The following is a 24,165-nucleotide window of genomic DNA, read 5'->3' as shown; positions in this document are numbered from 1 at the left end:
CCGAAACCGTCTTTCAGTCTTTCACCATGAAGCAAAAGAGATTATTCGGTATTAGCCCCGGTTTCCCGGAGTTATCCCAAACTATAGGGTAGGTTGCCCACGTGTTACTCACCCGTCCGCCGCTAACGTCAAAGGAGCAAGCTCCTTTTCTGTTCGCTCGACTTGCATGTATTAGGCACGCCGCCAGCGTTCGTCCTGAGCCAGGATCAAACTCTCCATAAAAGAAATTTGATTAGCTCAAATTGTTTTGCTGGCATCATGTTTGATGTCCAAAATTTTTGTTTTGTTCACTAACCGAAGCTAGCTACTTAAAACTTTATTGATTACGTTTTGCTTGTTCAGTTTTCAAGGTTCATGTTTCTTTATTTCGTTGTCACCTCTTGGCGACTTATACATAATAACATCGATTATTCATGAAAGTCAACACTAAATCATAAGTTTTTTTAAAGAGATTCATTTTTTATTTTAATTTTAGAAACGAGGTTATCATTATGGTCCGTAAAACGTTGATTTCACTGCTTTTAATTGTAATGCTTTTTGCCTTTTTAAAGCCTATAAATTCAACGATGATTTCTGTATTTAATATTGCGAATGCACCAGTAGTGGTCACAAAAGGACATTATGGCACATCTCTTATTGTAGAGATCTCTTTCTCTGATGACTCTCTATTAGAATGGCTCCAAACGGTGAAAGAGCCTTATCCACTTCTACTTTTAGATGCTGATTGGATAAAACGGTCACCCGAGCATTTAAAAATTATCCAACAACGAAAATTGCCTACAGGATTACTTGGGCCGGATGATTCAGTAGAAGAACCCGTTGACATTGCACTCATCCAAAAGGATATTGATACTTACGAAAAATATTTAAAAGAAAAACCTTTATGGTTTGCTACCCGAAATCATCAATATTCACAGGATTTACAGAAAGCCTTATTCCAACAACAAATGAATTTACTATCTCCTTCGCTTATTTGGCAAGGTGAGAAAACTCCGAAATTACAAAAAGGTGATTTTGTCTTTTTCCCGCTCCATCAAAATAATCAAATATCCTTTAAAGAGCTTAACACTCTCATACAACAGCATAAGTTTATGTCGATTGAAGAAAATATATTTGGTTATAAGGTTCAAACTAAAAAAGCGCCATAAAAAAATTGCCTCCAATACAGCGAGGCAATTTTTTCCTTATGCGTTTTTAGCCTGTTCACGACGAGCTTGGCGTCGTGCTTCTAATTTTTGACGATCTTCATCAGATTTTGCATTATATTTAGGTAATACTAATAATTGATACGCATTAACCGCCAATAATGGGAATAATAAAAGAGCAACATACTCATTAATATTTTCATCGCGACCCATCAAGGCAATTGTCCATTCCAACGTTGTAATGACAATCATAAAGAATAGTGCCGAAATCATTACATGTTTTTTCCCTGTTAATTTTACTTTTTGAACAGCTGTTGCTATTGCCCCAAAAATGAGGACAATTAATAGTCCTACATAGAACAACCAGCTTTGCCCATCCTTCACACCAGGAATAAAGCGGAAGAAAATTATATCGAAAATCGTTATGGCAATTAATAATAGCTGTACCCAATTCCATAATGTCAGTGTTCTAAAAATATTAACACCTACCTGATGAAGTGTTAAATAAGCAAAAAAGCCAGCTTGCGCTATAACACTCATTGTAAACCCTAAGAAAACCATCCATAAAAGTCCAGCGAAAAACTCACCCCATTGACCGTTTGCTATGTATGGTTGGAAGAATTCCCAGCGAATAAATAAACTAAAAACTCCGTTGACTGCACCACCAACGAGCATTGCAAAGAAGAAAAACTTTGCCCAATTTCGTATCGTCACAACTAAAAGTCCCCCAATTTCTCAATATATCTGTCCTTATTTTATCAATGCCTTGTTAAAAAAGCTATTTCTCATCCTAACCAATACATAAAGTCCTGAGAAATGTGAACAATAATTGAAAGAGTCTATCTAGAGAAAGGACTGATTGTCGATGCGAAAATTCACCTTATTACTGATTCTAATGCTTTTTCTTTCTGCCTGTTCACAAGATAAAACCTCTACCATGTCCTATGATGAAATAAAAAAAATCATGATTGACTCTTTACAAACAGAGGATGGTAAAAAGGCATTGCGACAGCTTTTAGAAGAGCCGAGTTTCCGTGAGCTCTTGATTTTAGAGCATGATGAAGTGAAAAAAGCTACCGAGGAAACTTTACTTTCCAAGGAAGCAGAAGACTTTTGGAAAAAAACCTTTGAAGATCCAAAGTTTAAAGAAACTGTTGCGAAAAGTATGCAAAAACAGCAACAGGATATTATGAAGAACTTAATAAAAGATCCGACTTTCCAAAAGGATATGGAGGCATTTTTCGGGCAACCCGATATGCAAAAGCAGTTGGAGACTATCCTTAAATCATCCAATATGCGCAAGCAAATGGAGGAAGTTGTAAAGGAAACGATCGAAAGCCCTTTAATGCAATCTAAATGGCAGGAACTTATTAAGAAAAGTGGCGAAACAGGTTCATCAGGAAGTGGCGATAAGAAAGAAGCGAGTGGCGATAGTGGTGGCGGATCGGATAAGGGACAAAAAAGTACCGAGTAACCTTGGTAATGTAAAAACGGATTTCCCCATAAAACTGGTGGAAATCCGTTTTTTATTATTTATTTAATTTATCGATGATTTTCGTCGCGATGTCTAAATAAATTTGTCCTGTTGTATGTTTTTCAGCGTATACAGAAGGAGCAAAATCTTCATCTGTCCAATCTGGTTGCCCAAGCGGGATTTGTCCAAGCAACTCTGTACGTAGTTCGTCAGCTAGCTTTGGTCCTCCTCCTTGCCCAAAGACAAATTCTCGGTCACCTGCTTTAGATTCAAACCAAGCCATGTTTTCGATAACTCCTAAAATTTCATGGTCTGTTTGAAGCGCCATTGCCCCTGCACGAGCTGCAACAAATGCTGCTGTTGGGTGTGGAGTTGTTACAACAATTTCTTTTGATGATGGCAACATTTGATGGATATCTAATGCAACGTCACCTGTGCCAGGAGGTAAATCTAATAATAGATAATCTAATTCACCCCACTCAACATCACGGAAGAATTGATCTAATACTTTACCAAGCATTGGTCCGCGCCATACGATCGGTGCGTTATTTTCTACAAAGAAGCCCATTGAAATCATTTTTACCCCAAAGCGATCTACTGGGAAAATACGATTATCGACTACCTTAGGCATATCCGTTACACCCATCATATCAGGTACACTAAATCCATAAATATCTGCGTCAATTAAGCCGACTTTCTTTCCTAGACGAGCTAAAGCAACAGCTAAGTTTACTGATACTGTCGATTTACCAACTCCACCTTTACCAGAAGCAATTGAAATTACTTGGACTGTGCTTAATGGAGATAAAATATCTTGTGCTTCCGACTCTGTTGCTGTGCCACGGAAGCTTTGCAATTTTTCTGTTGATAGTTCTTCAAAACGAATACCAACAGTGTTTACACCTGCTTCTTTCAACACCTCAACAACTTTCATTTGTAGTTGTAATTGTTCCGGTGTATTCAGTTTAGCAATGGCAATTTTTACACTGACATGATTTTTTTCTTCTTTTATTGCTACGTTCGTAATACCATCTGTTTCTGCAAGCGATTTATGTAAAAATGGATCTTGTAGTTGTCCCAGTATTTCTCGTACTTGTTGTTCAGTAATCACGACGAACACTCCCCTTATATTGTCTCAATATTAGTATATCATAATGATTTGATTTACGTTGTAGATGTTGCTCTACTCAATTTTGGCTAATAAATAGTCTTCTATACCTTCAACTATGGCATCTGCCATTTTTTCTTGATAGTTTTTGTCCACTAATAATGCTCGTTCCTCATCATTACTAATAAAACCAGTCTCCACTAAAGCTGCAGGTACTTCCGCTTTCTTCAATAAATAGATTTGCTTAATAGACAATGCTTCACGATCTGTATTTTTTAAATTAGTGCGAATGGATTCTTGAATACTCTTGGCAAGAATCTCTCCATCAGCATGTCCTTCCTTATGGTAAAATACCTGTGCGCCACGCCATTTTGTTTCAGGAATGGCATTTGCATGAATAGTTATAAATACATCTGGCTTTTCCTTTTCCACGATATCCTTTCTTAGGAAGATATCTTGCTTTTTCCGTTCTCTCATTGTTCCATATTTTTCTGATGGCGCATGCTCATCGATTACATCACCATTTTTCGTTCGTGTCATTATAACCGTTGCGCCTTTTTTCTTTAATTGCTTCTCTACATGCTGAGCAATTGCAAGTGTAATATCCTTTTCAATCACTTCGCCCTTTGAAGCTCCTCCGTCCTCACCACCATGCCCTGCATCAATGACAATTTTTATGCCACCAAGTGGGTCCGGTAAGAAGAAGTTACGGTCCGAAGCATTTGTTTCATATGCCACGACCACTATACTCATAAGCATAATTACTCCTAGTGCAAGCCAGCGCTTCACCCATATACACCACCCTTTTACATTTAGTGTACGAAATTAGTGGATGAACTATGCCAGAAAGTAAAAAAAACTCCCAAGTCACAAACTTGAGAGTTTTAATTTCTTCTATATTAAGGGAGGAAGAACAATTTTATTGGTTTGTAAAAGTAGGTTTGAATTCACCTGTATATGGCTCATGCTCTACAAATACAGTTATATCATTGCCATCTTTGTCTTTACCTGTTCGTTTATACGTGAACTTCTTATCGTTGATTTCTGTAATTTCAAGAGCTACACCATACTTATTATCACCGACAGAAACATGCGCTCTTATTTTATTATCATGAATGACATTAAAGTAACCATAGTCTCCACGACTTTCACCTGTTTCAGGATTAAAGAACTCATATTTGTTAGTATTTGCATCATACTTTGCAATGCTAATGAAATTTGAATTGAATTCTGTTACATCATTACCCGCTTCATCTAACACAACTGTTCCATGCCATAGTGTATCAGCGAGAATTTTATCTCCGTCAACGTCTGTAACAATTTGACCTGTAGAAGCATCTAACGTTTTATCGGAATCAGTAAATGCCAGTTCTTTTTCTTTATATGGAATATGTTCCACGAATATTTCTACATCATTGCCCGCAGCATCTTTACCTATTCTCTTATAAGTAAAGATACTATCGTTTAGCTCAGTGATCTCGACAACTGCTTGGTAGTTTTTTGATTCGGAAATTAATATTCTTTGTTTCCCATCATTTGTGATAAAGAATGTCCCTTTATCCTCACGGCTTTTACCTGTAGCCGCGTCAAAGAATTCATAATGACCTGTCTGGGCATCATATTTTGCTAAGCCAATGAAGTTTGCGTTCTCCTCCGTTAAATCATTGTTATCTTGATCATAAACCTTTGTACCTTGCCAATTTGTACCACTTAGAACATTAGCCATTTCTTGTCCCTTTGTTAATTGCTCTTTGGCAGTATTTTCTGTTACAGTACTTTCTGTTTTAACTTCCTCACTATTTGTCTTATTACCTTTTGCAGGCTCCTTATCTTGACATGCTGCCAGTAATGCAATAGCAGCAACAGATACTATTAATATTTTTTTCATACCTACTTACCTCCATTGGTTAGTTTATATTTTGAGTTACATCAAACCCATAATGACAATTTTTAAAAATGAAAGGTTTGTTGTACCTTCTAAAAACTATATTAAAGTGGAATGTTAAACTCCCCCTAAATAATTTCTTAAAAAAACATAAACTTATACGAAAATATTTTTAATATATATTAAATCTGTACACTAATAGTGAGGTTTATGTAAAAAGCTATTTATTTTTTTCTACATATACTTAATTTATGGGTGATCGACATTTCTCACAAACGAGTACTTCAACATTATTTATTATAGGAAAAAGCTAAGCCTAGCATATCTTTTTAATATTACTCGTATAATTCGCAACATGTTACCATATTTTTATAAACGGAAAAGTAGGCTACAGTGATATACCATTAGTCATTTGGCTGTTTTAACCAAAGAAAAGAGGGTGGAAAAATGAATGATCAATTAATACTTTCAGCAGCGAACGGTGATACTGATAAAGTATTAGCACTTCTGCAAAAAGGCATCAATATTAATACAACGGATCAGAATGGAAGAACCCCTGTCTTAGCTGCCACTTATAATAACCAGGTGGATACTGTGAAGGTGCTCATTCAACATGGTGCTGATATTAATATTAGAGATAATAACCTTGAGAACGTACTTTTACATGCAGGGGCATCAGGCTATTTAGAAATCGTTAAACTTGCCATATCTGCAGGGGCAGATACAAAGCTAACTAATCGCTTTGGTGGAATTGCCATCATCCCTGCATCCGAACGTGGACATGTTGAGGTGGTCCGAGAGCTACTTAATCACTCGGACATTCATGTCAATCACATTAATAATTTGCATTGGACAGCTCTATTGGAGGCAGTCATATTAGGCAATGGTGGGGAGAAACATCAAGAAATTGTGCAATTATTGGTGGATCATGGTGCTGATATAACTATTGGAGATCAAGATGGTGTCACACCATTGCAGCATGCAAAAAAACTAGGCTTTTATGAGATTGAGCAAATTTTAAAAGAAGCTGTACCCGAACGAAATAACAGTTAACACTATAGGAGATATTTTCATATACTTTTCTAGATGGCCTCACTTCGGAATTAGCTTACCTGTTGCATCAATTTCACCTGCAATTTCAAAAGAAATAACGTTAAGCAATCTTTGGGTTACTTCACAGATTGCTTTTTATGATGGAATGACAAAAAGACTCTTTCCTCGAAAGTAGAAAGAGTCTTAGGATAGATGTTTCGTCTGCCTCTGACTCCGTAAAGACCAAATCATCTTTAAACGGTACGCCATTTGTAAAGGTTACGAATTCTCTTCTGGTAATAGAATAATAACAGTAGTTCCTTTTCCTTCTTCACTATATATACGAAAACTGGCATTTCTCATAAGCTTAAATTTTTTCAAAGGATTCGTAAATCCAATACGTGAGTTTTCTTCATTTACTAATCGTTGCAACTTTTCTTCTGAGATACCGACCCCATTATCATAAATTTTAATACGTATAAATTGACCTTCTCGTTGCACACTCACCTCAATAGTACCACCTTCTTTTTTCTTCGAAATCCCGTGAAAAACTGCATTTTCAACTATAGGCTGAATTGATAATGCTGGAATCAAAGATTGAATGGACTCATCAATATCATACGCAACTGTAAGACGATCACCAAAGCGCATTTTTTCAATATAGAGATATGCTTTTACAAGATCTATTTCATCTTCTATTGAAACCATGCTGTTACGATAATGGACATTTAGCTTGGCACGGAAATAGGTGGCTAAACTGTATAACGCCTCTCGTGTATTCTCTATATTTGTATAGCTTAAGCCGATAATAGTGTTAAGTGTATTGTAGACAAAATGAGGAGTTACTTGCGCATATAAATAATTCATTTCATCTTCAATCGCATCAATGGAAGATTGTCGAACCGCTAGTAATGATTGAATACGCACTAGTAATTCATCCATCGTAATCGGTTTTTGCAGATAATCATTTGCCCCAACTTGTAAAGATAACACTAAATCCGAATGCTGCATAATTGCTGTTAAAACTATAATCGGTAATTCCAACATATCGTATTGCTTTCGTACTTGTTTGCATAATTCATAGCCTGACATACCATTCATCATTAAATCGACTAACATACAATCTACTTTATGTTTCTTTATATAATCCATCGCTTCAAACCCATTATCTACTCCAATAACGGTATAGCCTTTTTGAATTAATGCGTCCACTAGTACTTTTATATTCACATGATCATCATCAACAATAAGTATGGCTTTGTCATTACCTTTATGCAGTAATGGTAAATCTAGCTGTAGTATAGTATTATCTGCTCGATTGCCTATCTGGTGTTGTGTTTCAATATCTAGTTTTTCGAGTGTGGCAAGTGGCACCGTAAATGTAAAAATTGTTCCAACACCTAATGTACTTGTTACATGAATTTCCCCATTTAACTGTTCTACTATATTTTTTGAGATACTTAATCCTAACCCAAGACCCCCACTTTTTTTACCTTTCTTTACTTGATAAAAAGAATTAAAAATTCGATCTAAGTCTTGTGATGGTATACCAATTCCAGTATCGCTTACTTGTATTTCCATATAATCATTACGTACACTAGCTAAGACTGTAATTTGCCCATGTTTTGTATGTTGCAGAGCATTATAGAGTAAATTATAAAGCACTTGTTTCAATCGTAATTCATCTGTATACATATGGGGTAAATTAGAATCTACTGCACTCATTAACCTTATGGATGTATCACTCGACATTAAACTACGAATTTCCTCAATTACTTCATCAATTACGCTTATCGGAACAACACGAGGGATAACACGAACTTCTCCGGTCATATGATTCGAAGAAATCAATAAATCCTCTACTAAATAACCTAAACGTTGCGCGACATTATGTATTAAAATAACATTTTCTTGTTGCTCACGCTTTAAAGGTCCTTGTACACCTTCCATTAATGATTTGGATATATTTAAAATACCATTTAAGGGCGTACGTAATTCATGAGACGTTTTCAATAAAAACTCATCCTTCATTTGATTATGCATCAAAAGCTCTTCCGATAACGCTTGAACTTCCTTAAAAGATGTATTTGCTCGGAAGCTAAGCAGAGATGCAAAACTATATAGCGTAAAAATAAACAATAATTGTTCACTATAAACCATAGGTATATCGAAAATGTAATACATTACCATTAAAAAAGTATAACAAGTAAGAGATACTAAAAGAATTAGAATATAATGTGAGCCATCTACACCTTTCACAAGCACACGTAATAGCACAAACACATTATAAAGCCCAACTGGAATAAAAATTACTGCAAAGATTATTTGGGAAAGAACTAGATTTTCTATTGGTATAATCATGCTATTTTTTGTCATCGGGTTGTAAATCCCATAGATAAAAAAAAGTAAACCTAACAAAATACTAATAATATAAATCGCTTTTTTCCTCATAAACTCCGGATACAAATAATAGAGAAATAATGCTAAACAAACATCAACAAGTGGTAAAATCCCTAATTGTAAACGCACTTGTTCATTTATAGTTAAATGTGTAAAAATAAGGAAAAATACTTTTTCATTTGTAAACGACATGTACAGTCCGAATAATATAGTGAATAACCCCAAAAACAATTCTTCTTTTCGCTTCCGATTTTGACTATACGATATAATATAAATTGCACCGAATACAATATAACCAATACATACAAACGATTCTGCTAAAATTTTCATGCTAAAATCTCTTTGAATAGCTTCCTTTGTTCCAAACTCAATAGGAAAAGTAATACCAGATTTTGGATAATTATAATTCCCGACATGAATTACTATATCAAGCATTAGATTCTCACTTTGTGCAAACACCGTATATTTATCATCATTTTCGAACTTAAAGTCCTTTAAGGTTTCACTCGGATTCCCCTTACTACCTACATCTTTTCCATTTATGAAAACACGGTTAGATTGACGAATTGAACGAATATATAATCCATATTCCCCTTCAACTGGTACATTTATCTTAACATGATACGTTCCTACAGTAAGTCCTTCCTCATTTGGTTCTACAAAGCTATTCCAAGTAGCTGGCACCTCAATTGGTATTTTCTCGCTCTCGTACGCGTCGAATGAATCGCTTGATGCTATTAAGATATTTGGATAGAAAGACCATTCTCCATCTAGTTTTAAAATAGTCTTTTCTTGTAGTTCCTTTTCTTCAATCGTAACGATCCCATTCTGCGCAATCGGCTGACTACTACTAACAAAATACTCTCCATTGCCAATAAAGTATACGATAATAAATAGCATGATAATGGTCAAAGTAATGCTAATATTTTTTTTCACTATCCCCCCTCCCCTATTTTGAACACAATTATATATAACATCAAACTATCAGTTAGTTAGAATGAAATCCATTATGCAATATGACTTTCACCTGTATTTCATTAGTCCTCTTAGGCATCCTATCATAGGGCTGTTAAACAAATTCTGAACAAATCCTATTGTTTTTGTTATCGACGTAAAAAAAGCTCCTCTCAGGTAAACCTGAGAAGAGCTTGAAATCGTTGATATAACAACGATATTAACGTTTTGAGAACTGAGGTGCACGACGAGCGCCGCGTAGACCTGGTTTTTTACGTTCTTTCATGCGTGAATCACGAGTAAGTAATCCAGCTGATTTTAATGCAGCACGGAAATCTGGGTCTACTTGAAGTAGAGCACGAGCGATACCGTGACGAACAGCACCAGCTTGACCAGTGTATCCACCACCGTTAACGTTTACGTGGATATCATAGCTTCCTGTAGTTTCAGTAGCTACTAATGGTTGTTTAATTACTTCGCGTAATGCAGCGAATGGTACGTATTCTTCGATTTCACGTTTGTTGATAACAATTTTACCTGTACCTGGTACTAAACGTACGCGAGCTACAGAGCTTTTACGGCGACCAGTGCCGATGTATTGAACTTGTGCCAAAGTAATATCCTCCTCTTAATTTATATTATCCGCGAAGCTCGTATGCTTCTGGTTTTTGTGCAGCATGTGGATGCTCTGTTCCAGTGTAAACATTAAGTTTAGTGAACATTTTGCGACCTAAAGAGTTTTTAGGAAGCATTCCTTTAACTGCTAATTCGATCATTCTTGTTGGGTACTTATCTAGCATTTCACCAGCAGTACGTGTTTTTAAACCACCCGCAAATTGAGTGTGGTGACGGTATAATTTACCCTCTAATTTGTTACCAGTTAAATGGATTTTGTCAGCGTTGATGATGATTACGTGATCACCTGTGTCAACGTTTGGTGTGAATGTTGGTTTATGTTTACCACGTAAGATTGCAGCTACTTCAGAAGCTAAACGTCCAAGAGTTTGGCCTTCTGCATCAACTACTAACCATTTACGGTCTACTTCGTGACCTTTAGCCATGAATGTTGTACGCATGTATATATCCTCCTAATCGATTCGATTACCGTTATTTTTCATTAGACTACACTATAAGTTTCGGGGCTTATTTGTGGTGGTAATGAAAATACCATCTGTTATCATATAATGAATGACTTTTAAAGTCAAGCAATTTCATTAAACACCTGGTGAAGTTGTTCAGAATTATAGAACGCCACTAATAGAACACTTTTTCTAAGTATAGCCCTTGTGGTGGAGCGGTTTTTCCTGCCTTATCACGATTACCTGAAGCAACTACATAGGACACATTGTCAATCTTACGTCGACCTATCCCAACCTCCCAAAGAGTACCTGCAATAATACGTACCATATTATATAAGAAGCCATTCCCTTCAATCACCATATGTAGCTCTTCACCATGCCATTCAAATTGTAACAATGTTACTGTGCGTACTTTATCTTTCACGCTTGTATTCGCAGCGCAAAAACAAGAAAAGTCATGTGTACCAATAATAGCCTTAGCTGCCTCTTGCATCGCCTCTACGTTAGGTTTGACCCCATTGGTCTCCACAGTATAATATCTGCGGAATGGACTTTGGATAGGCTCACAAGACCAAATATAGCGATATCTTTTTCCAGCCACATCGTAACGCGCATGAAAGTCATGTGCCACTTCCTCAACCGATAATACACGAATATCTCTTGGCAGTTGCACATTCAAAGCCTTACTATATTTTTCTGCTGGAATGGCAAGTGGTGTGTCGAAATGCAATGTTTGCCCTGTCGCATGTACTTTAGCATCTGTACGACCACTTGCGGTTACCTTAACCTGTTCTCCCTTATGCATAATAGCTAGAACACGCTCAAGCTCAGCCTGCACTGTGCGTTCACCTGGCTGCACCTGATAGCCCGAAAAAAGTGTGCCATCATAGCTTATAATTACTTTTAATCGTCGCATATAGCCTACTCCTTTAACTTCTATAGAAGAATAGCAATACGCCTATTGCTACTAATAACACAATCGCAAATGTGTCCCCCATATCCCATTTTAACCTACGGTACCTAGTGCGTCCTTCACCACCACGATAGCCTCTTACTTCCATCGCTGTTGCTAAATCCTCAGCCCGTTTAAATGCACTGACAAAGAGAGGCACAAGCAATGGTACTACTGCCTTTATACGGTCCTTAATTGGCCCAGATGATAAATCAGAGCCTCTTGCCATTTGTGCCTTCATAATTTTATCCGTCTCATCCATTAAGGTTGGAATAAAGCGTAATGAGATGGACATCATTAAAGCCAATTCATGTACGGGTACTTTTATTGCTTTTAAGGGATTCAGTAGAACCTCGATACCATCTGTAATGGAAATCGGTGATGTAGTTAACGTTAAGATTGACGTCATAAATACTAATACTAGAAAACGAATTGAGATAAATATTCCCCGCCTAATCCCTTCGTCATAAATCGTAATGAATTTTGATTCAAACACAGGGACGCCTTCCTTCGTCATGAAAATATGGAGAAGGAATGTGAAGGCCATCAAAAAGAGTACTGGTTTGAGTCCATTTATTAAAAAGTATAGACGAATGCGCGATACTAATACAATCAGTAGCGTGAATGCGAGTAACATAGCATATGTCACGGTATTATTGGCTAAAAACACAATAATAATAAAGGCGAACACAAAGATCAGCTTTGACCGTGGATCAAGTTTGTGTACAGGTGAATCACCAGGTAAGAAGCGACCAAAGATCATTTTTTCCATCATGACTCTGCACGCTCCTCTCTAAGGGCTTGAGCAATTTCAGTAGCAAGCTCTTCCTCTGTTAAGCAAACCTTAGACAAGGAATGCCCCATCATGTGCTCAATCTTTTGCTGAAAGCGGACAATACGTGGTGGCTCTAAACGGAATTCCTTTAATGTTGCAACATCTTTAAAAATAACTCGTGGTGATCCATTTAAGACATTCTTCCCTTCATGCATAATCACAATATTATCTGCATATCGAGCTGCATCCTCCATACTATGGGTTACTAGAATGGTTGTGAGATGACGTTCTTGATGGAGCTGATAAAACATATCCATAATTTCCTTTTGACCACGTGGATCAAGACCTGCTGTTGGTTCATCTAAGACAATAACCTCAGGGTCCATCGCCAAAACGCCTGCAATCGCTACTCGACGCATTTGACCACCTGATAAATCAAACGGTGATTTATCCAAAACGTTATCTGGCAAACCGACTAAGCTGACAAGTTCTCTTGCACGAGCTTCAGCCTCCTCCTCTGATATACCAAAGTTCATTGGGCCAAACATAATGTCCTTCAACACGGTCTCTTCAAATAGTTGATGCTCTGGAAATTGAAAGACAATGCCGACCTTTTGTCTTACAGCTTTTAAATCCTTTGCTTTTTTCCCAGCTACAATAAGACGATCCCCTATATGTACTTCTCCTGAAGTAGGTCTTAGAAGTGCGTTAAAATGCTGCAAAATCGTTGATTTCCCAGAACCGGTATGGCCAATTATCGCTTGATAAGTATGAGATGGAATGTCAAAATCCACATCGAATAATGCCCGTTTTTCAAAGGGCGTTCCTTGTGCATAGGCATAGCTTACTTGTTGAAGTTTGATGTCCATAAATCATTCACCAACTCTTCTTCTGTCATATGTTGCCCCATTAATGGAACACCTTCCTTTTGCAATAGCTTTGATAACTTCAAGGCAAATGGCAAATCTAGTCCAAATTCAACTAGCTTGTCCCCAAGTGCAAAGATTTCAGCAGGTGTACCTTCTGCAAATTTCTTACCATCATTCATAAAAAGAACACGATCCGCTAACATTGCCTCTTCTAAATCATGGGTAATAGATAAAACTGTTAATCCTGTTTCTGCACGTAATGTTTGAACCGTTTGTAACACCTCTGCACGCCCCTGAGGATCTAACATGGATGTAGCCTCATCTAAAATTAAAAGCTTCGGCTTTAATGCAAGTGCCCCAGCAATGGCTACACGCTGTTTTTGTCCACCAGATAAATGATGTGGCTCATGGTCTAAAAACTGACTCATTTTTACCTGTTCGAGTGCCGCATGTACACGTTTTACCATTTCTTCAAAGGGGATACCGTTGTTTTCCAAGGCAAATGCTACATCATCCTGTACCGTTGCTCCAACGAATTGATTGTCAGGGTTTTGAAAGACCATTCCCATTAAAGAGCGAGATTCCCAAAGATTTTCTTCATTCAAGGGTTCTCGCAAAATTCGTACATCTCCCTGTTGAGGAAACAATAAACCATTCATCAGCTTGGCAATAGTGGACTTACCAGAACCATTATGTCCTACTATAGCAATCCACTCACCTTCTTCCACAGCAAAGCTAACATTTTCAACAGCATTACGACTATTTGGATTTTCTGGTGTATATGAAAAAGTTACATTATTTAAAGATAAAATTTCAGGCATATCTAGAACTCCTCTCCCTACGCTCAGCTCTACTAATTAACTTACACTTTTTTATGTATGAATTCTACTACAATCCGTATGTCGATAAAAGAAAAATACTACAATAACAACTCAAATTGATATTGGTTTAATAAATAACAAAATAACACCCATATATTAAAAAAAGCACCACAAATTGGCGCCATCTAATCTAATAAAAAAGCGCGCACCTCATTCGATAGAAATGCGCTAGTCGTTACATTTACAAGAAATATGGGTGCTCAAGCCCTTATTTCTCCTGAATGAGGTGCGGAGAGCTAAACGAGACGCCACACTAATAAGTGTCCGCTCATCATAACGCTCAGCTTAATTATTTGTCGTATAAATCATTTATAAAGAAAGAGGGTGGTGATTCCCACCCTCTTCACCACAAGTTTTCTCTTATGATTAAACTAGTTCAATCACAACAACAGGTGCACCGTCGCCACGACGAGGACCTACTTTAAGAATACGAGTGTAACCACCTTGACGCTCAGCATAACGTGGTGCAACATCATCAAATAACTTTTGAAGTGCAAATGATGTTGATTCGTTACCTTCTGCATCAGTCGTTGTTACTAGTTCACGACGGATAAATGCAGCAGCTTGACGGCGTGCATGTAAATCTCCGCGTTTACCTAAAGTAATCATTTTTTCAACAGCTTTACGTACTTCTTTAGCGCGAGCCTCAGTAGTTTCGATACGCTCGTTGATGATTAAATCAGTAGCTAAGTCACGTAACATCGCTTTACGTTGAGAACTTGTACGACCAAGTTTTCTGTAACCCATGGATGTTTCCCTCCTTTATAGAAAAAAATCTGATCTTGTTAGTTGTGTTTAAATCGCTTAGTCTTCTTTGCGTAATCCTAAACCAAGCTCTTCTAACTTCGCTTTTACTTCTTCTAATGACTTGCGTCCAAGGTTACGAACTTTCATCATGTCGTCTTCTGATTTATTCGCAAGTTCTAGTACTGTATTAATACCAGCGCGTTTTAAACAGTTATAAGAACGAACAGAAAGATCAAGCTCTTCGATAGTCATCTCTAAAACTTTTTCTTTTTGATCTTCTTCTTTTTCGACCATGATTTCAGCAGTTTGTGCCTCATCTGTCATGCCAACGAAGATGTTAAGATGCTCGGTTAAAATTTTTGCTCCGAGCGAAATCGCCTCTTTCGGACCGATGCTGCCATCTGTCCACACATCAAGAGAAAGTTTGTCGTAGTCAGAAGACTGACCAACACGAGTATTTTCCACTTGGAAATTGACGCGTGATACTGGAGTGTAAATAGAGTCGATCGGGATCACGCCGATAGGAAGATCCTCACGTTTGTTTTGATCAGCAGGAGTGTAACCACGGCCGCGTTGTGCATACATACGCATACGTAAATGACCGTTTTTAGCGATTGTTGCAATATATAGATCTGGGTTTAAAATTTCTACGTCACTGTCATGTGTAATGTCAGCAGCCGTAACTGTACCATCGCCTTTAACATCAATCTCAATAACTTTTTCTTCGTCAGAGTAGATTTTAAGAGCTAGTTTTTTCACGTTCAAAATGATTGAAGCTACATCTTCTACTACGCCTTCTACAGTTGAGAATTCGTGAAGAACACCATCAATTTGAATTGAAGTGACAGCAGCTCCTGGTAATGAAGACAGAAGGATACGACGTAAAGAATTACCCAAAGTGTTTCCATATCCGCGTTCAAGCGGTTCTACAACAAACTTTCCATATTTGGAATCTTCGCTGATCTCCACCGTTTCAATCTTTGGTTTTTCAATTTCGATCATTTTATTTACCCTCCTTCAAAACATCGAATGTATAGGTTCTTTCCATCATAGATTCGATCGTCAATGACGTATCGTTTATTATCTGCACAAGACAGTCTGTACAAAAAATGATGTTCTCATACAATATGAGACGCACCCATTACACGCGACGACGTTTTGGCGGACGGCAACCATTATGAGGAACTGGAGTAACGTCTTTAATAGCAGTTACTTCTAAACCAGCAGCTTGAAGTGCACGAATAGCAGCTTCACGACCAGCACCAGGACCTTTAACAGTTACTTCCAACGTTTTCAGACCATGTTCAAGGGATGTTTTAGCAGCAGTTTCTGCAGCCATTTGAGCAGCGAATGGTGTAGATTTACGTGAACCACGGAAACCAAGAGCACCAGCACTTGACCAAGATACAGCGTTACCTTGCATATCTGTAATCGTTACGATTGTATTGTTAAATGTAGAACGAATGTGTGCGATACCAGATTCGATATTCTTTTTCACACGACGTTTACGAGTTTGTTGTTTACGAGCCATGTTAAGAAGGAACCTCCTTTACCAATTATTTTTTCTTGTTCGCAACTGTTTTACGAGGACCTTTACGCGTACGCGCATTGTTCTTCGTATTTTGACCACGAACAGGTAAGCCACGACGGTGACGGATACCACGGAATGAACCGATTTCCATCAGACGTTTAATATTTAATGAAGTTTCGCGACGTAAGTCACCTTCAAGTTTGTATGAATCTAATTGTTCACGGATTTTGTTTAACTCATCTTCAGTTAAGTCGCGTACGCGTGTATCTTCTGAAATACCTGCATCAGCTAGTACTTTCTGAGCTGTAGTTTTACCAATACCGAAAATGTACGTTAATGAAATTACCACGCGTTTGTCGCGAGGAATATCAACACCAGCAATACGTGCCATGTACGTTGTGCACCTCCTTTAGAATTAACCTTGTTTTTGTTTATGTTTAGGATTTTCACAGATTACCATTACTTTACCGCGTCGGCGAATTACTTTACATTTTTCGCAGATCGGTTTCACAGATGGTCTCACTTTCATCTAACCTAACCTCCTTAGTAGTCCGGAGCGCAAAAGATTATTTAAAACGGTATGTGATACGACCGCGAGTTAAATCATAAGGAGATAACTCAATAGTAACCTTATCTCCAGGTAGAATACGGATAAAGTGCATACGAATCTTACCAGATACGTGTGCTAGAATCACATGTCCATTTTCTAATTCTACCTTAAACATCGCGTTTGGCAAAGTCTCAACAACTGTCCCTTCGACTTCAATTACATCATCTTTCGCCATCTACTCTGTCTCCTCTCTATATGCAAATTAAAGTTCTCATCGTTACATCAAACGGATATCTGCTGCAACTTTAGAAGCAACCTCGTTTCAACATATGTTTGGATTGTATGAGAGATGTTTGAAAGACGCTCGTCTGGTTTCGCTTCACACAATCCACGGAATATACAGAACCAGTAAGGGCACTGAATCTCCCATGTTTACACGAATACCGGAATGTCTTGGATGAGATATTCATACCCGTTACACAGATGCTTCCACGAAACCCATTATACTCCTCCAAAAGGTATGTTGCACTTTTAAGAAGAAATATATACCGGGCACAATATGCTTTTGCAACTCTCAAAAAAATTATGTTTCGTTGTTGCTCCCGCATGCCTCCCGCGGAAGCAGTACTCTGCGCCCGGAGCCGGGTATCAGCTGCGGCTGCTCTGTAATAGAGCATCAAGATCAGCAAACACTTTGTTAATATCTTGCTGTCCATCTATATTAGTTAACACGCCTTTAGCTTGATAGAAATCAAGTAGAGGTTGTGCTTGTTTCATATTTACTTCCAGACGGTTCGCAACCGTTTCAGGATTATCATCTGCACGTGTATAAAGCTCGCCACCATCTTTATCACATTTCCCTTCCTCAGCAGGAGGATTGAAAATTAAATGATAGGATGTACCACAAGTTTTACAAATACGTCTACCTGAAAGACGAGCAATTAACTCATCCTTTTCAACTTGAATGTTTAATGTATGCTCAATAGCTTTACCTAGGTCAGCAAGAATGCTATCTAAGGCTTCAGCTTGAGGAACAGTACGTGGGAAACCATCTAATAAGAATCCTTTTTCACAATCAGGTTTAGCCAGTCGCTCACGAACAATACCAATCGTTACTTCATCAGGTACAAGTGCACCTTGATCCATAAACGACTTAGCTTGTAAGCCTAGTTCAGTACCTTCTTTAATTGCAGCACGGAACATATCGCCTGTAGAAATATGAGGAATTGCGTACTTCTCAACAATTTTATCTGCCTGCGTACCTTTACCAGCACCTGGCAGACCCATTAAAACGATATTCATTAGGAAATATTCCTCCCACAAAAGGTTTGCTGATTAAAGGAAACGATGGAACGTTCCCTAAAAACCAACATTATTTCATAAAGCCTTTGTAGTGACGTTTAACAAGTTGAGATTCTAGCTGCTTCATCGTTTCGAGCGCTACGCCGACTACGATAATAATACTAGTACCACCGATCTGCACTGAGGCAGGTAGATTCATAAAGTTTATGAATATAACCGGCATTACTGAAATAACAGTTAAGAAAATCGCGCCGACAAATGTCAGACGATATAACACGCTTGTTAAATACGTTTGAGTGTTTTCACCAGGACGAATACCTGGAATATAAGCACCTTGCTTTTTCAAGTTATCTGCCACATTTTCTGGATTCACTTGTACGAATGCATAGAAATATGTGAATGCGATGATTAATGCCACATAAATAATCATTCCAACAGGTTTTGTATGATCAAACGTGTTATTAATGAAAGTAGTAACATTATTTTCACCGAAGAACGGAACTAACGTACGAGGTGTCATCAGAAACGCTGAAGCAAAGATTACAGGAATAACCCCTGCAGCATTTACTTTTAACGGTAAATGAGTTTGTTGACCACCAGTTTGTTGATTTCGCCCAGTAACTCGTTTTGCATATTGAATTGGAATTTTACGTAGTGCTTGTTGCACGTAGATAACTCCAATAACAACCGCAAGCAAGATTAAAACAAGTAGACCAAGGATAATTAGGTTGATAAATAGCTTATCACCCGCACCCTCGATTTGTTGTGCATAGATTTGGTTGATACCTGTAGGTAATGCCGCAACGATACCTGCGAAGATTACAACAGAAATACCATTACCAACGCCATGCGCAGTAATTTGATCAGCAAGCCATACTAGGAATGCTGTACCCGCTGTTAATACAATAGAGATTATAACATATGTTAAAACTCCTTCTTCCTTAATCAATGACCCGCCATACATTCTATTAAAACCAAATGACATCGCGAATGATTGAATAAAAGCAAGAATAATAGTAAAGTAGCGTGTAAATTGCGCAAGTTTACGTCTTCCGACTTCACCTTGCTTTGCCCACTCAGCAAACTTCGGTACTACGTCCATTTGCAATAACTGAACAATAATTGAGGCTGTGATGTAAGGCATAATCCCCATTGCAAAGATGGAGAAGTTCTTTAAAGCACCACCGCCAAAAGTATTCAGGAAACCAACGAGGTTAAACTCATCAGTTGCCTTTAATACATTAGCGTCAACGTTAGGTACTGGAATGAAAGTTCCAATACGAAAAACGATTAACATTAAAAGTGTGAAAATGATTTTATTTCTTATATCTCGAACACGCATAAAGTTAGAGATTGTCTGAAACATTAAATCACCTCAGTAGTTCCGCCGGCATTCTCGATTGCTTCTTTCGCTGAAGCTGAGAATTTATGAGCTTTGACAGTAAGCTTTTTATTAAGAGTTCCGTTGCCTAGAACTTTAATTCCAGCTTTTTCATTGCTCACTAGACCAGTTTCAAGTAATAATGCAGCAGTTACCTCTGCACCGTCTTCGAAACGGTTTAAAGCATCAAGGTTAACGATCGCGTATTCTTTACGGTTAATGTTCGTAAAGCCACGTTTTGGTAAACGACGGAATAATGGGTTCTGACCGCCTTCAAAGCCTGGGCGTACACCGCCACCAGAACGAGCGTTTTGACCTTTATGACCTTTACCTGCTGTTTTACCGTTACCAGAACCGATACCACGACCAACGCGGTTGCGTTGCTTACGAGAACCTTCTGCTGGTTTTAACTCATGCAGTTTCATAGTGGGTGGCACCTCCTTGTTCAATAATTGGAAATTAAATTTCTTTTACAGTAACTAAGTGAGCTACTTTATCAAGCATACCGCGAGTAGCTGCGTTATCAGCTTTCTCTACAGTTTGGTGTAATTTACGTAAACCTAAAGCTTCAACAGTTTTGCGTTGTGCAGGTTTAGTACCAATCACAGATTTAGTAAGGGTGATTTCTAATTTGTTAGCCATTATCTTTCCCCCCTTATCCTAATAGTTCTTCCACTGATTTACCACGTAATTTAGCTACGTCCTCTACGCGTTTTAATTCAGTTAAACCTTGAATTGTTGCACGCACCATGTTAATTGGTGTGTTAGATCCAAGTGATTTTGAAAGAATATCAGTAATACCAGCAAGTTCTAGTACAGCACGTACTGGACCACCAGCGATAACCCCTGTACCAGGAGCAGCAGGTTTGATTAGGATTTCTCCTGCACCAAAGCGACCTTGCACTAAGTGTGGAGTTGTTCCACCTACGCGTGGCACTTCGATTAAGTTTTTCTTCGCATCTTCAACAGCTTTGCGGATAGCATCTGGCACCTCTTGAGCTTTACCAGTACCGAAACCTACATGACCGTTTCTATCGCCAACTACAACTAATGCTGTGAAGCGGAAGCGACGTCCACCTTTAACAACTTTAGCAACGCGGTTAATAGTAACTACGCGTTCTTCAAGTTCTCCAAGTTTGTTTGCGTCAATACGACTCATGAAATGTGTCCCTCCTTCTTATTAAAATTCTAAACCGTTCTCACGTGCAGCTTCAGCTAAAGCTTTAACACGTCCATGATATAAGTAACCACCACGGTCAAATACTACAGCAGTAATATTTTTTTCCGCAGCGCGTTTTGCGATTGTTTCACCGACTTTAGTTGCTGCGTCAACATTGCTACCAGCACCTTCGAAACCATTTTCTTGAGAAGATGCGCTAACAATTGTTACGCCTGCTACGTCATCGATAAGTTGCGCGTAAATGTTCTTGTTAGAACGGAATACGTTTAAGCGTGGACGCTGAGCAGTACCCGAAATTTTAGAACGAACGCGAGCATGACGTTTTTTACGAACCTGATTTTTATCTTGTTTCGTAATCACAAGGGTCACTCCTTTCTAATGCTTAAGCTGCATTATTTACCTGTTTTACCTTCTTTACGACGAACATATTCGCCTTCATAACGAATACCTTTACCTTTATAAGGCTCTGGTGGACGAACGTCACGGATGTTAGATGCAAGAGCACCAACGCGTTCTTTGCTGATACCTTTAACGATGATCTTAGTGTTTGAAGGAACTTCAATTTGTAGACCATCTTCAGGTGTGAACTCTACTGGATGAGAGTAACCTACGTTAAGTACAAGTTTATTACCTTGTAATTGCGCACGGTAACCTACACCGATAAGTTCTAAAGCTTTTTCGAAACCTGCAGAAACACCAGTAACCATGTTCGCAAGAAGCGCACGAGTAGTACCGTGGTTTGTGCGGTGTTCTTTTGAATCAGAAGGACGTACTACAGTGATTACGTTACCCTCTTGCTCAATTTTCATATCTTGGTGGAAAGAACGAACAAGTTCGCCTTTAGGACCTTTAACAGTAACAGTGTTGTCAGCTGCAACAGTAACAGTTACGTTAGCTGGTACCTCGATAATTTTTTTACCTACACGAGACATTTAGTTGCACCTCCATTCATTTATTGCTAATTACCAAACGTATGCTAGAACTTCGCCGCCAACTTGTTTAGCGCGAGCTTCTTTATCTGTTAATAAACCTTGTGAAGTTGACACTAAAGCGATACCAAGACCGTTCAATACTTTAGGTACTTCATTTGTTTTAGCATATACACGTAAACCAGGTTTAGAAATACGTTTTAAGCCAGTGATAACGCGCTCGTTATCTTTTCCATATTTTAAGAAAATACGGATGATACCTTGTTTGTTGTCTTCCACGTATTCTACGTCACGTACGAAACCTTCACGCTTTAAAATTTCAGCGATTTCTTTTTTCACGTTGGAAGCTGGTACTTCTAACTTCTCGTGACGAACCATGTTCGCATTACGAATGCGAGTAAGCATATCTGCAATCGGATCAGTCATTGTCATTACATTTACCTCCTTCCCAAATTAGGGGATTACCAGCTGGCTTTTTTCACGCCAGGAATTTGTCCCTTATATGCAAGTTCTCGGAAACAAATACGGCAAAGTTTGAATTTGCGATATACTGAATGTGGACGACCACAGCGTTCACAACGTGTATACTCTTGCACTTTAAACTTTTGCTTACGTTGTTGTTTAACGATCATAGATTTTTTAGCCACGTTTTCGCCCTCCTTGTTTGATTACTTTTGGAACGGCATACCGAATTGTGTCAATAACTCGCGAGCTTCTTCGTCAGAGTTCGCTGTCGTTACGATCACGATGTCCATACCGCGTACTTTTGAAACTTTATCGTAATCGATTTCTGGGAAAATTAATTGTTCTTTAACACCTAGTGTGTAGTTACCGCGACCATCGAATGCTTTTTTAGAAACACCACGGAAGTCACGTACACGAGGTAGTGAGATAGAAATTAATTTGTCCAAGAATTCATACATACGCTCACCGCGTAATGTAACTTTAGCACCGATAGGCATACCTTCACGAAGACGGAAACCTGCGATCGATTTTTTAGCTTTAGTTACTACTGGTTTTTGACCAGTGATAATTGTTAATTCTTCAACAGCTGCATCTAACGCTTTAGAGTTTTGAACTGCATCACCAACACCCATGTTGATAACGATTTTCTCAACTTTCGGTAGTTGCATAACTGATTTATATCCAAATTTGCTCATAAGAGCTGGAGAAACTTCATTTAAATATTTTTCTTTTAGGCGGCTCATGTGTGTACCTCCCTTCTATTTATACTAATTAGTCGATTACTGCACCTGATTTTTTTGCTACACGAACTTTTTTACCGTTTTCGATTTTATAACCTACACGAGTCGGCTCGCCAGATTTAGGATCGATTAGCATTACGTTCGAAACGTGAATTGCAGCCTCTTGGCTAACAATACCACCTTGTGGATTCAATTGGTTAGGTTTAACGTGTTTTTTCACGATGTTCACACCTTCAACAAGAACGCGATCTTGTTTTGGGAAAGCAGCAAGGATTACGCCTTCTTTGCCTTTATCCTTACCAGTGATTACCTTAACCTTGTCACCTTTTTTTACATGCATGCTGTCGCACCTCCTTGATTGGCACTGTCATGAAATTAAAGAACTTCTGGAGCTAGAGAAACGATTTTCATGAAGTTGCTGTCACGTAGTTCACGTGCAACAGGTCCGAAAATACGAGTTCCGCGTGGTGATTTATCATCACGAATAATTACACAAGCATTTTCATCAAATTTGATGTACGTGCCGTCTTTACGACGAACGCCTGATTTAGTACGAACGATAACAGCTTTAACAACGTCACCCTTCTTGACAACGCCACCTGGTGTTGCTTTCTTAACTGTACAAACAACGATATCACCGATGTTAGCAGTTTTACGGCCAGAGCCACCAAGCACTTTAATTGTAAGAACTTCACGTGCACCTGAGTTGTCAGCAACTTTCATACGACTTTCTTGTTGGATCACTTAGGTTACCTCCCTTCGGAAATTGGTTGTTCCGAAATAGTT

The 24,165-nt window shown here is 38.3% G+C and carries 31 protein-coding genes, 1 rRNA gene and 2 pseudogenes; 3 read left to right on the top strand and 31 right to left on the bottom strand.

Going from position 1 to position 24,165, the window contains the following annotated elements; translation table 11 throughout:
* Positions 1-222 (bottom strand): 16S ribosomal RNA (locus C7B89_RS05400); the annotation flags it as partial.
* Between the two features lie 269 nt (positions 223-491).
* On the opposite strand from C7B89_RS05400, the gene C7B89_RS05395 reads away from it, so the two are divergent.
* The gene (locus C7B89_RS05395) at positions 492-1,148 is read left to right on the top strand and encodes a hypothetical protein (protein WP_115673262.1); all 657 of its coding nucleotides are present in this window, start codon (positions 492-494) and stop codon (positions 1,146-1,148) included.
* 36 nt (positions 1,149-1,184) lie between these two features.
* Here the strand turns inward: C7B89_RS05395 and C7B89_RS05390 are convergent, their stop codons facing one another.
* Positions 1,185-1,859 carry a KinB-signaling pathway activation protein gene (locus C7B89_RS05390; protein WP_054548969.1) on the bottom strand — a complete coding sequence of 225 codons (675 nt, stop codon included), beginning with the start codon at positions 1,857-1,859 and terminating at the stop codon, positions 1,185-1,187.
* A 151-nt stretch (positions 1,860-2,010) separates the two neighbouring features.
* Here C7B89_RS05390 and gerD point away from each other — a divergent pair, with 151 nt between their 5' ends.
* Positions 2,011-2,619, top strand: a complete 609-nt coding sequence (gene gerD / locus C7B89_RS05385) for a spore germination lipoprotein GerD (protein WP_004233763.1) — start codon at positions 2,011-2,013, stop codon at positions 2,617-2,619.
* Between the two features lie 55 nt (positions 2,620-2,674).
* Here gerD and C7B89_RS05380 read toward each other — a convergent pair whose 3' ends face one another.
* The 3 genes and pseudogenes from C7B89_RS05380 to C7B89_RS05370 form a co-directional block, all read right to left on the bottom strand.
* Positions 2,675-3,730, bottom strand: a complete 1,056-nt coding sequence (locus C7B89_RS05380) for a P-loop NTPase (protein ID WP_115673261.1) — start codon at positions 3,728-3,730, stop codon at positions 2,675-2,677.
* A 72-nt stretch (positions 3,731-3,802) separates the two neighbouring features.
* The gene (locus tag C7B89_RS05375) at positions 3,803-4,516 is read right to left on the bottom strand and encodes an N-acetylmuramoyl-L-alanine amidase (protein WP_115673260.1); all 714 of its coding nucleotides are present in this window, start codon (positions 4,514-4,516) and stop codon (positions 3,803-3,805) included.
* A gap of 130 nt (positions 4,517-4,646) precedes the next feature.
* Positions 4,647-5,474 (bottom strand): annotated as a pseudogene (locus C7B89_RS05370) (DUF4822 domain-containing protein); the annotation flags it as partial.
* A 585-nt stretch (positions 5,475-6,059) separates the two neighbouring features.
* Here C7B89_RS05370 and C7B89_RS05365 point away from each other — a divergent pair.
* Positions 6,060-6,665, top strand: coding sequence for an ankyrin repeat domain-containing protein (locus C7B89_RS05365; protein WP_054548968.1), 606 nt, complete (start codon positions 6,060-6,062; stop codon positions 6,663-6,665).
* Between the two features lie 258 nt (positions 6,666-6,923).
* Here the strand turns inward: C7B89_RS05365 and C7B89_RS05360 are convergent, their stop codons facing one another.
* From C7B89_RS05360 to rplN, 26 genes and pseudogenes are all read right to left on the bottom strand, one after another.
* The gene (locus C7B89_RS05360; RefSeq protein ID WP_115673258.1) at positions 6,924-9,980 is read right to left on the bottom strand and encodes a sensor histidine kinase; all 3,057 of its coding nucleotides are present in this window, start codon (positions 9,978-9,980) and stop codon (positions 6,924-6,926) included.
* A gap of 238 nt (positions 9,981-10,218) precedes the next feature.
* Positions 10,219-10,611 carry a 30S ribosomal protein S9 gene (gene rpsI / locus C7B89_RS05355; RefSeq protein ID WP_004233744.1) on the bottom strand — a complete coding sequence of 131 codons (393 nt, stop codon included), beginning with the start codon at positions 10,609-10,611 and terminating at the stop codon, positions 10,219-10,221.
* Between the two features lie 25 nt (positions 10,612-10,636).
* Positions 10,637-11,074: a 50S ribosomal protein L13 gene (gene rplM / locus C7B89_RS05350; RefSeq protein ID WP_004233742.1), complete on the bottom strand. Its 438-nt coding sequence runs from the start codon at positions 11,072-11,074 to the stop codon at positions 10,637-10,639.
* Between the two features lie 178 nt (positions 11,075-11,252).
* Positions 11,253-11,993, bottom strand: a complete 741-nt coding sequence (truA, locus tag C7B89_RS05345) for a tRNA pseudouridine(38-40) synthase TruA (RefSeq protein ID WP_103118993.1) — start codon at positions 11,991-11,993, stop codon at positions 11,253-11,255.
* Positions 11,994-12,006: 13 nt separating this feature from the next.
* Positions 12,007-12,804: an energy-coupling factor transporter transmembrane component T family protein gene (locus tag C7B89_RS05340; protein ID WP_004233739.1), complete on the bottom strand. Its 798-nt coding sequence runs from the start codon at positions 12,802-12,804 to the stop codon at positions 12,007-12,009.
* Entirely contained in the window at positions 12,801-13,673 is an 873-nt protein-coding gene (locus C7B89_RS05335; protein ID WP_115673257.1) for an energy-coupling factor ABC transporter ATP-binding protein, read from the bottom strand. The genes C7B89_RS05340 and C7B89_RS05335 overlap by 4 nt, the downstream gene beginning before the upstream one ends.
* Complete coding sequence (locus tag C7B89_RS05330; RefSeq protein ID WP_115673256.1) at positions 13,649-14,494, bottom strand: energy-coupling factor ABC transporter ATP-binding protein; 846 nt, start codon at positions 14,492-14,494, stop codon at positions 13,649-13,651. The genes C7B89_RS05335 and C7B89_RS05330 overlap by 25 nt, the downstream gene beginning before the upstream one ends.
* A gap of 426 nt (positions 14,495-14,920) precedes the next feature.
* Positions 14,921-15,301: a 50S ribosomal protein L17 gene (gene rplQ, locus C7B89_RS05325; RefSeq protein WP_008181938.1), complete on the bottom strand. Its 381-nt coding sequence runs from the start codon at positions 15,299-15,301 to the stop codon at positions 14,921-14,923.
* Between the two features lie 57 nt (positions 15,302-15,358).
* Entirely contained in the window at positions 15,359-16,303 is a 945-nt protein-coding gene (locus C7B89_RS05320; RefSeq protein WP_004233733.1) for a DNA-directed RNA polymerase subunit alpha, read from the bottom strand.
* Between the two features lie 139 nt (positions 16,304-16,442).
* A complete protein-coding gene (rpsK, locus tag C7B89_RS05315; RefSeq protein ID WP_004233731.1) occupies positions 16,443-16,832 on the bottom strand; it encodes a 30S ribosomal protein S11 in 390 nt (129 codons plus the stop codon).
* Between the two features lie 25 nt (positions 16,833-16,857).
* A complete protein-coding gene (gene rpsM, locus C7B89_RS05310; protein WP_004233729.1) occupies positions 16,858-17,223 on the bottom strand; it encodes a 30S ribosomal protein S13 in 366 nt (121 codons plus the stop codon).
* Positions 17,224-17,247: 24 nt separating this feature from the next.
* Positions 17,248-17,361, bottom strand: coding sequence for a 50S ribosomal protein L36 (rpmJ, locus tag C7B89_RS05305; RefSeq protein WP_000868344.1), 114 nt, complete (start codon positions 17,359-17,361; stop codon positions 17,248-17,250).
* Between the two features lie 37 nt (positions 17,362-17,398).
* Positions 17,399-17,617, bottom strand: coding sequence for a translation initiation factor IF-1 (gene infA / locus C7B89_RS05300; protein WP_004233690.1), 219 nt, complete (start codon positions 17,615-17,617; stop codon positions 17,399-17,401).
* Between the two features lie 86 nt (positions 17,618-17,703).
* Positions 17,704-17,781: pseudogene (locus C7B89_RS05295) on the bottom strand (type I methionyl aminopeptidase); the annotation flags it as partial.
* A gap of 249 nt (positions 17,782-18,030) precedes the next feature.
* The gene (locus C7B89_RS05290; protein ID WP_004233689.1) at positions 18,031-18,684 is read right to left on the bottom strand and encodes an adenylate kinase; all 654 of its coding nucleotides are present in this window, start codon (positions 18,682-18,684) and stop codon (positions 18,031-18,033) included.
* A 70-nt stretch (positions 18,685-18,754) separates the two neighbouring features.
* A complete protein-coding gene (secY, locus tag C7B89_RS05285) occupies positions 18,755-20,050 on the bottom strand; it encodes a preprotein translocase subunit SecY (protein WP_004233672.1) in 1,296 nt (431 codons plus the stop codon).
* Positions 20,050-20,490 carry a 50S ribosomal protein L15 gene (rplO, locus tag C7B89_RS05280; RefSeq protein WP_004233670.1) on the bottom strand — a complete coding sequence of 147 codons (441 nt, stop codon included), beginning with the start codon at positions 20,488-20,490 and terminating at the stop codon, positions 20,050-20,052. Before rplO ends, secY begins: the two co-directional genes overlap by 1 nt.
* Positions 20,491-20,524: 34 nt before the next feature.
* The gene (gene rpmD, locus C7B89_RS05275) at positions 20,525-20,707 is read right to left on the bottom strand and encodes a 50S ribosomal protein L30 (protein ID WP_004233668.1); all 183 of its coding nucleotides are present in this window, start codon (positions 20,705-20,707) and stop codon (positions 20,525-20,527) included.
* Positions 20,708-20,720: 13 nt separating this feature from the next.
* Positions 20,721-21,224, bottom strand: coding sequence for a 30S ribosomal protein S5 (gene rpsE, locus C7B89_RS05270; RefSeq protein ID WP_004233664.1), 504 nt, complete (start codon positions 21,222-21,224; stop codon positions 20,721-20,723).
* A gap of 21 nt (positions 21,225-21,245) precedes the next feature.
* The gene (gene rplR / locus C7B89_RS05265; protein WP_004233662.1) at positions 21,246-21,605 is read right to left on the bottom strand and encodes a 50S ribosomal protein L18; all 360 of its coding nucleotides are present in this window, start codon (positions 21,603-21,605) and stop codon (positions 21,246-21,248) included.
* Positions 21,606-21,637: 32 nt separating this feature from the next.
* A complete protein-coding gene (gene rplF / locus C7B89_RS05260) occupies positions 21,638-22,177 on the bottom strand; it encodes a 50S ribosomal protein L6 (protein WP_048395570.1) in 540 nt (179 codons plus the stop codon).
* 30 nt (positions 22,178-22,207) lie between these two features.
* A complete protein-coding gene (gene rpsH / locus C7B89_RS05255) occupies positions 22,208-22,606 on the bottom strand; it encodes a 30S ribosomal protein S8 (protein WP_008181717.1) in 399 nt (132 codons plus the stop codon).
* 29 nt (positions 22,607-22,635) lie between these two features.
* A complete protein-coding gene (locus C7B89_RS05250) occupies positions 22,636-22,821 on the bottom strand; it encodes a type Z 30S ribosomal protein S14 (RefSeq protein ID WP_004233656.1) in 186 nt (61 codons plus the stop codon).
* A gap of 21 nt (positions 22,822-22,842) precedes the next feature.
* Positions 22,843-23,382: a 50S ribosomal protein L5 gene (rplE, locus tag C7B89_RS05245; RefSeq protein ID WP_004233654.1), complete on the bottom strand. Its 540-nt coding sequence runs from the start codon at positions 23,380-23,382 to the stop codon at positions 22,843-22,845.
* Positions 23,383-23,410: 28 nt separating this feature from the next.
* The gene (gene rplX, locus C7B89_RS05240) at positions 23,411-23,719 is read right to left on the bottom strand and encodes a 50S ribosomal protein L24 (protein ID WP_004233652.1); all 309 of its coding nucleotides are present in this window, start codon (positions 23,717-23,719) and stop codon (positions 23,411-23,413) included.
* A gap of 35 nt (positions 23,720-23,754) precedes the next feature.
* On the bottom strand, positions 23,755-24,123 hold the full coding sequence (gene rplN / locus C7B89_RS05235; protein ID WP_004233650.1) for a 50S ribosomal protein L14: 369 nt from the start codon (positions 24,121-24,123) through the stop codon (positions 23,755-23,757).
* Positions 24,124-24,165: the final 42 nt, after the last annotated feature.

Origin of the sequence: Lysinibacillus capsici (genome assembly GCF_003367505.1) — a bacterium.
In the GTDB taxonomy this organism is placed as follows: Bacteria; Bacillota; Bacilli; order Bacillales_A; family Planococcaceae; genus Lysinibacillus; species Lysinibacillus capsici.
The sequence above is the reverse complement of the archived record's forward strand: the minus strand, read 5'-3'. Positions and strand labels throughout refer to the sequence as shown.